The organism is Alteromonas sp. G4i13 (genome assembly GCF_054960505.1).
In genome coordinates, this window is record NZ_JBHNYX010000046.1 from 24,757 (window position 1) to 31,990 (window position 7,234).

At 43.4% G+C, this 7,234-nt stretch carries 6 protein-coding genes and 3 tRNA genes; 6 read left to right on the forward strand and 3 right to left on the reverse strand.

Annotated features, from left to right (window positions below):
- Positions 1–27: 27 nt before the first annotated feature.
- Complete coding sequence (locus ACFI6J_RS17990) at positions 28–930, reverse strand: LysR family transcriptional regulator (protein ID WP_014949246.1); 903 nt, start codon at positions 928–930, stop codon at positions 28–30.
- Positions 931–1,161: 231 nt separating this feature from the next.
- Here ACFI6J_RS17990 and ACFI6J_RS17995 point away from each other — a divergent pair, with 231 nt between their 5' ends.
- On the forward strand, positions 1,162–1,611 hold the full coding sequence (locus ACFI6J_RS17995) for a MaoC family dehydratase (protein WP_039229624.1): 450 nt from the start codon (positions 1,162–1,164) through the stop codon (positions 1,609–1,611).
- A 274-nt stretch (positions 1,612–1,885) separates the two neighbouring features.
- On the opposite strand, the gene ACFI6J_RS18000 is transcribed toward ACFI6J_RS17995, so the two are convergent.
- Positions 1,886–2,050: an entericidin A/B family lipoprotein gene (locus tag ACFI6J_RS18000; protein WP_462586311.1), complete on the reverse strand. Its 165-nt coding sequence runs from the start codon at positions 2,048–2,050 to the stop codon at positions 1,886–1,888.
- Positions 2,051–2,067: 17 nt separating this feature from the next.
- Positions 2,068–3,054, reverse strand: coding sequence for a mechanosensitive ion channel family protein (locus tag ACFI6J_RS18005; protein WP_014976346.1), 987 nt, complete (start codon positions 3,052–3,054; stop codon positions 2,068–2,070).
- 421 nt (positions 3,055–3,475) lie between these two features.
- Here ACFI6J_RS18005 and ACFI6J_RS18010 point away from each other — a divergent pair, with 421 nt between their 5' ends.
- From ACFI6J_RS18010 to ACFI6J_RS18030, 5 genes are all read left to right on the forward strand, one after another.
- Positions 3,476–6,181: a TonB-dependent receptor gene (locus tag ACFI6J_RS18010; RefSeq protein ID WP_014976347.1), complete on the forward strand. Its 2,706-nt coding sequence runs from the start codon at positions 3,476–3,478 to the stop codon at positions 6,179–6,181.
- Between the two features lie 190 nt (positions 6,182–6,371).
- A complete protein-coding gene (locus ACFI6J_RS18015) occupies positions 6,372–6,674 on the forward strand; it encodes a 4a-hydroxytetrahydrobiopterin dehydratase (RefSeq protein WP_014949251.1) in 303 nt (100 codons plus the stop codon).
- A 201-nt stretch (positions 6,675–6,875) separates the two neighbouring features.
- Positions 6,876–6,952: transfer RNA gene (locus ACFI6J_RS18020), tRNA-Met, on the forward strand.
- Between the two features lie 53 nt (positions 6,953–7,005).
- Positions 7,006–7,082 (forward strand) — tRNA-Met (locus tag ACFI6J_RS18025).
- A gap of 52 nt (positions 7,083–7,134) precedes the next feature.
- Positions 7,135–7,211 (forward strand) — tRNA-Met (locus tag ACFI6J_RS18030).
- The last annotated feature ends 23 nt before the right edge of the window (positions 7,212–7,234 follow it).

Genomic DNA, 7,234 nt, shown 5'->3' on the forward strand with positions numbered 1-7,234 from the left:
TTAAACAGGGCTTTTGCTTTGTCTATGTTAGTGAGGTTTATAGTTGCTCGCTACTTCCATTATTTGTTCACGCATCCACATATGAGCGTGATCATGGTCGGCGCTTACATGCCAATAAAGGAAATACTCTACAGGCGGTAAATCAAAAGGAACCTCGTACAACGCAAGATCGTAGTGTTTAGCAAGGTGATACGGCAGGCACGCGATTAGGTCTGTCTTTACTATCGTACTTGGTACGGTTAAAAAATGTTGACCTCGCATAACTTCCTTGCGTCTTTTGCCCATTTTATCTAACGCAATATCTATTGGGCCCACACCAGATTTACGCTGTGACACATTAATATGGCCTAATCGTAGAAAGGTATCTAAGTTAAGCCCGTTTTTGAGCGCGGGGTGATTTTTACGCGCTAACACAACAAGTCTGTCTTGGGCGATTTTTTCTTTACACAAATGAGGGTCTGTAAATGTCGATGCATCTGAGTAAAAGTCCAACGTGCCCGATGCCATCGCCGAAACAACTTGGCTTCTAGGAATCTCGTAATTGGTTAATCCAATATTTGGCGCCAAATTCTGCAAACGTGAAATGAGACGAGGCATAATGCTTACTTCAAGCAAATCACGGCTGGCAAAGTTAAAGGACTTCTCGGCTGTGAGAGGGTCGAATGTATGACTTTCTTGCACGCTTCTGCGTAGTAAGGCTAAGGCTTGTCGAGCTGGAACAATAATATTTTGCGCTACGGGGGTAGGCGTCATACTGTGGCCGGTACGAACGAACAGCGGGTCGTTAAGCATTTCTCTTAGCCTTGCTAAAGAGTTACTTACCGCTGGTTGAGTAATGCATAAGACATCTGCTGCCTTGGTTAAGCTTCCTGCCGTGTAAATGGCGTCGAATACTGCAAAAAGGTTCAAATCGATTCTATTGAGATTCATAACTAATCCTTTAAGAGCGAGTGCCCTGAAAAAAGCCAATAGATGAAGAGGCGCTAGTTTGTATCACGGTGCGTTTAATAGAAAACTGTGATCCAATGCTACATAGCATCTACGAATAATTTACGTTAGTGTAACAAGAATATTTATAAATACCTATTATTAAAAGTTAATTGAAACATTCAAGGTAATAATAGTAGTTTTATCGTCAATAAATGGAGATTGGACTGAAAAATGAAAACACTTTTAGACTTAGCAGTGGGAGATACCCTTGAACAACCTGAATGGCTGGCGGTTACGCAGGACATGATCAATCAGTTTGCAGACGCCACGGGCGATCACCAGTGGATACATTTAGATGCTGCGCGCTGTGAAAAAGAAAGTCCCTTTAAAACAACAATTGCGCACGGCTTCTTGACTGCCAGTCTCATGCCTAAAGCATTCGCTGAAGTGATTGCGCCAAGCGAACGTATCGCGTCTATGATTAATTATGGCATTGATAAGTTACGTTTTCTTGAACCAGTAAAAAGTAATGATGCCGTTAAATACCGATTCAAACTTGTCGAAATCACTGAAAAGGCGCAAGGGAAGCTTTATAAAGTAGAGGCAAGTTGCTTACTTAAATCGAATGGGAACCCTGCGCTAATAGGTGGCTTTCTCATGCTCGCGGTGCTTAAGCCTTGATAGATTGTTGTTGTACGCGGTAAAAGTGGCTGTATAGAATAGTACGGCATATTGCCAAATGCGTATTACGATGCGTGTACTACGTCGTTGTCTAGTTGATATGTCGCACCGTGTATTGCAGAATCATAATGCCACAAAATAAAAAAGCCTGAGATGCTGGCGTTTGTTGACCTTTGATATAAAGCAAAGGTCAACAGGGCCTAGTTTAGCAATCGTCAGGCTTTTACCTACACAGTCGTACTTTATCGGCAAGACCTATGTCAACAGAAACGAGTTAGTTAGACGCCTCCTCGGCACCTTCTTCAATGGCTTCTCCAGCACTTTGAATATCTTTACCGGCCCCTTCAACTGTTGCACAACCGCCTAAACTCCCAAAACTGGCTGCGAGTATAAGTACTAAAAAAGTGTGTTTAAGTGTTTTTGAATTTAACATTTCCATTTGCATCTCCGTTAGTTTCATTCTTCTGCGGGTTGCTCAGGGTTATCACCCGCTTTCACATCAGACTGCTCAGTTGATGAATTTGTATTACCTTTACTTGAACTTCTCTCGTCCTGCTTTTTAAGCATGCTATTAAGCTTATCTCCCCCTTTAGCATTGAAATCCAATGTTCTGATAGGGAAAGGAATAAGAATATCGTTTTCTTCTAATACCGTTTTTACTGTACTAATCGCGTCGTGGCGTACGACCATAAATCCAGGCTCTCCTGGGTATCGAATCCAAAACCACAGTAATAGGTTGATACTTGAATCGCCAAAAGACTCTGCGTATACCGCGGTCTCTTCTTTTTTTATGACATAATCTTTTTCATTCATAGCATCCGTAATAACTTTGGCGGCTTCTTCTATATCATCAGCATAAGAAATGCCGACAGGGATCTCTATTCTTCGATAACCAAGATATGAATAATTGGTCAATATATTTCGGAAAAGAATCTTGTTGGGTATAACTTCAAGTTGACCATAAAAGGTTTCAACTAAGGTGTTTCTAAGGTTTATTTCCTTTACGTTACCAAATACACCTTCTGCCTCAATGACGTCACCAATTTCAAAGGGTTTTCGAATTCCCATGGCTACACCGGCAATGAAGTTTTCCGTCATGTCCTGAAACGCAAAACCAATGGCCAACCCGACGATACCTGCGCCTGCAAGTAAAGAGGTGACAGTACCTTTAAGGCCAACAAAGTCTAGCGCAATGAAAATTCCCGCTATTAAAACGATAGATTTGATTATGGAGGTGAGGAGGCTTGCAATTTGTCGAGACTCAAACGTTCTGCGCATAATCTTGCCAGCAACGTTGCCGATCACTTTGGCGATAATGCCAAAGGCTATCGCAATAAAAAATGCGACAACAATGTTAGGAAGAAGCGTAATGCCACCTTCTACCCAAGACTCTAGCTTTTCGCTGAGTAATTTATAAACCTCATCTATTTTTGGAAACTCCATAGACCTCGTGCACCTTCATATAAAGTGTTCCTGATGTTTCAAGAATCATTCCTTTCAAAATAATCTTGTAACGCATTGAAAATTGGAGGGTATGCCTGGTTTTTGAGGTGCGCGATCCATCAAGCGTAATGAATAAATTTCCCATATTGGGAAACATATTCTCAATTGGGATATGGCTAAATTCAGTGGAGAGGCTTCAATTTATCCTAAAGGATATCTGGTCAGACCATGTGTAAAATTAATGTAAACATATTATTCACAATAAATTTACAAAGGTGAAATTCAAGCATAGTATCAATTGCGTAGGTCAATATTTGTTCATGGCCTCAGACAATAACAACACGAAATCGAACAGCCTGTCGCTAGCGGAAAGTGTGGGTAGTAATGCCGGTAGTGATAAGCCCAGATTTGGAATCACACTATGAAATTTAAAACGCGTAAGACAGCAGTGGCGGCAATGGTCGGTACTGCTTTATTTTGCTCTCCTTATATCGCATCAGCCCAAGAAGCAGACGTTGAAAGTGAGCAAGAAGCTAAGAAAGACGTAGAACTCATTTTGGTTACTGGTAGTTTTGTTCGCCGTAGCGAAAACTTCGAATCTCCTTCTCCACTAGCCGTGGTAGATAGCGTGGCTATAGACGCGATTGGCGCAAAGAATATTGCGGATATTACACAAACACTCACTATTAACACGGGTGCTGAAAACAACCCAGATGCTTTTACGCAAAACGCAACAGCGGGTACGTCGAATATTAACCTTCGTGGTTTAGGCGTAGCGTCTACTCTGGTTTTACTTAACAACAAGCGTCAGGTCGTTACAGCGCAACCAACGAACGAAGGCCTGAACTTCGTCGATACCAGTTCACTTGTGCCAATGATTGCCATTGATCGTATGGAAGTGGTTAAAGATGGTGCGTCGGCTCTGTATGGTTCTGATGCCGTTGCAGGTGTCGTTAACTTTATCACCAAACGCAATTATGACGGAGCAATGGTAAGCCTTGACTATCAAGATGGTGCGCATGGCGACAACAAAGAATACATTTTACAAGGTTTATGGGGCGCAACCGGTGATAACGGAAGCGTACTAGCGGCGATAAGCTATACCAACCGTTCGCCGCTTTTTCTCAGCGATAGACGACTAAGTCGTCCCCAAGACGATACAAGTGCTCTGGGTAACCCAGGCTCTTTCTTCTTAAACATTCCAGGTGCAGGGGCACTGCCCATTATCGACCCGTACGGATGTGAGGAGTTTGGTGGTGCACCCAATTTACTTGCGCCAAGTGGTACAGTGCCAGGTTTAGAAATTGGTTTTTGTGGTTTTGATTTCGGTAAATTCTATTCATATGTTGCTGATGAGAGCCGAACAAATGCTTATGTACGTGCAGACTACGAGTTCGATAACGATATTACATGGTCGGCTGAATTCAGTTTAGCGAGAAACCGTGCTGAACGTGGTGGAGCACCGAGCTTCCCAATTTTAACCTCTCCAATTGTTCCGGATTATCATCCGCAGAATCCATTTGGTCAGCCTGTCGCTTTCTTCGGCCGCGCTGAAGGTAACGGCTTCCCTGGTGACCCAGCGAATACCGAATCAGATACCTTTCGCTTTAGCACCAGTTTACAAGGTGTGACAGACACTGGGTTCTGGGAAGTAAGCTATACACGTGCGGTTAACGATTTTGTATTTAGGGTTCCTGACGTACTAAATACCGAGTTTCAGCTTGCGCTATACGGTCTAGGTGGCTCTAATTGTGACCCTATCGCTGGAACGCCAGGGGTAGGGGATTGCGAATTCTTCAACCCATTTGCAACGTCTTACACAACGGCGCCTAACTCTGATTACGTGGTTAGCTCCTTTACGGGAACCGAAGTGATCGACTCTAAAGCTGACCTTGAAGTTTTCGAAGCGTTTACATCGTTTGATGTGTTCGAAATGGGCGGTGGCTTTGCGGCGTTAGCATTGGGTGTTCAATATCGTGAAAACCAGCTTAGCCAAGATTACGATGACCTTGCTAACCAAGACAGTTTCACATTCGTTATCGGTAACCCTGATATTGATGGTAGCCAGGATGTATGGGCAGCGTTCGGTGAACTTGCATTACCAATAAATGACGAATTAGATGTTCAGCTAGCGGTTCGTTATGAAGATTACGGCGGTACCATTGGAAGTACGGTGGATCCAAAGTTAGCGATTTCGTGGCGTGCGACTGATGAGTTTTCACTTCGCGGCTCGATATCTACGTCGTTTAGAGCGCCAACAGTGTTCTTAGCACAAGGTGGCGCAACGTCGTTGCAACAGCTTATTGACCCCGTTCAAGGTGCTACGGCATTTGTAGCTGTTAGAACATCGGGTAATGAAGAGCTAAAACCTGAAGAGTCGACAGCCTATAATATTGGCTTCTCATACGAGCCTTTCAGAGACTTTTCTGTTGAAGTTGATTATTGGAATTTCGAGTTTGAAGACTTGATCATTCAAGAGAACGCGCAGGCGGTACTAAATGATGATCCGACTAACCCAGACCGCGTCATCCGTGCTGGAGACCCGCTGACTGGGCCTGTTCTTCAAGTAAATAACACGTATGTTAACGCGAGTTCTTTGGAAACATCGGGTCTTGATTTTGTAACTAGTTATAAAATAGAGACAGACTTCGGTAACTTTACACCTACGTTGAATGCGACCTACATCACTAAGTATGACTTGATGGACCCACAGGCAGGGAACATTGATGGTGCAGGACGCCGTAACTTCAATAACATTGGTGTGTCTTCTCCTGAATTGCGCGCGAACTTGGGACTGGCTTGGCAAAACGATATCCATGCAGCCAATATCTTCCTTCGCTACATCTCATCATATGATGATGATCAAAATTGCGCGGACGGTACTGCAAATGTGGGTGGTTGTTCAGGTGGCTTTTACGAAGTGGATAGTCACTTGACGGTAGATGCTCAATACAACATCGACTTAGGCGGCTTATATGATACAGAACAAAGTTATGTGTTGACGTTAGGCGCAATTAACATGTTCGACGAAGAGCCTCCACAGCTATTCACTAACAGCGGGTTTGACTCTAAGGTTCACGATCCACGAGGTCGTCAAATCTATGCGCGCTTAGCTATCGAGTTCTAATCTGTTAATAAGGTAGAAGTATAGCCACCCTTTGACTATAAAAGTTGAAGGGTGGCTTTTTTGTAAACCTTAGCCTCCACTCCTCTTTGTGATTTTGTCTCCAGTCTCTTCTAATGTTAAACCAATCGATTAAAGTATCTCGTAGTAGGTAAGACTTTTACGTAATCATCAGTGATTGAAGGAGATAAGAATGGCGACGAAGCTGTCTGATAATGAAATTAACGAAAAATTGAAAGCGCTCAATGAACTGGTTTCCGATGACACACCATGGGAGCAAAGTGGAGACACTATCAAAAAGACGTTTATGTTTAAGAGCTTTATCCGAGCTTTTGGGTGGATGTCTCAAATTGCGATTTGGGCGGAAAAGCTAAAACATCATCCGGAGTGGTTCAATGTTTATAATAAAGTAGAGGTAACATTGACTACGCACGACGCTGGTGGGCTAACAGAATTAGATTTTTCGTTGGCTGAAAAAATGGAAAAATTTAAATAGCTTGAATCAACGTGTGTAAATAGGAGCTAAAAATCGGTTAATTCGTATTAACTTTGTTCATGTTGGTCAATTAAACCGCTAACAGTCAGAAAAATGAAATATTTCGCATGCTGGTACTTGTGTTGCGAAAGTCCCTATGTATAATACGCACCACGTTGAAGCGAGGCATTAAATGAAGCGCTTACAACAATAATTTTCTGGCGCGGGATGGAGCAGTCTGGTAGCTCGTCGGGCTCATAACCCGAAGGTCGTAGGTTCAAATCCTGCTCCCGCAACCACAGAAAATAACCAGAATTTAAAAGCATTGCAAAGGCAAGCTTTACCGTACAAGCGCGGGATGGAGCAGTCTGGTAGCTCGTCGGGCTCATAACCCGAAGGTCGTAGGTTCAAATCCTGCTCCCGCAACCAATTTGAAAACCAGAATTACAAAGCATTGCAATCGCAAGCTTTACCGTACAGTCGCGGGATGGAGCAGTCTGGTAGCTCGTCGGGCTCATAACCCGAAGGTCGTAGGTTCAAATCCTGCTCCCGCAACCACATTTAAAACCCAGCTTTTGCTG

What these genes read in the sequence shown, in the direction of transcription:
- ACFI6J_RS18010 (WP_014976347.1), top strand. Translation starts at nt 3,476, where the DNA reads ATGAAATTTAAAACGCGTAAGACAGCAGTGGCGGCAATGGTCGGTACT.
- ACFI6J_RS17995 (WP_039229624.1), top strand. Translation starts at nt 1,162, where the DNA reads ATGAAAACACTTTTAGACTTAGCAGTGGGAGATACCCTTGAACAACCT.
- ACFI6J_RS17990 (WP_014949246.1), bottom strand. Translation starts at nt 930, where the DNA reads ATGAATCTCAATAGAATCGATTTGAACCTTTTTGCAGTATTCGACGCC.
- ACFI6J_RS18005 (WP_014976346.1), bottom strand. Translation starts at nt 3,054, where the DNA reads ATGGAGTTTCCAAAAATAGATGAGGTTTATAAATTACTCAGCGAAAAG.
- ACFI6J_RS18015 (WP_014949251.1), top strand. Translation starts at nt 6,372, where the DNA reads ATGGCGACGAAGCTGTCTGATAATGAAATTAACGAAAAATTGAAAGCG.
- ACFI6J_RS18000 (WP_462586311.1), bottom strand. Translation starts at nt 2,050, where the DNA reads ATGGAAATGTTAAATTCAAAAACACTTAAACACACTTTTTTAGTACTT.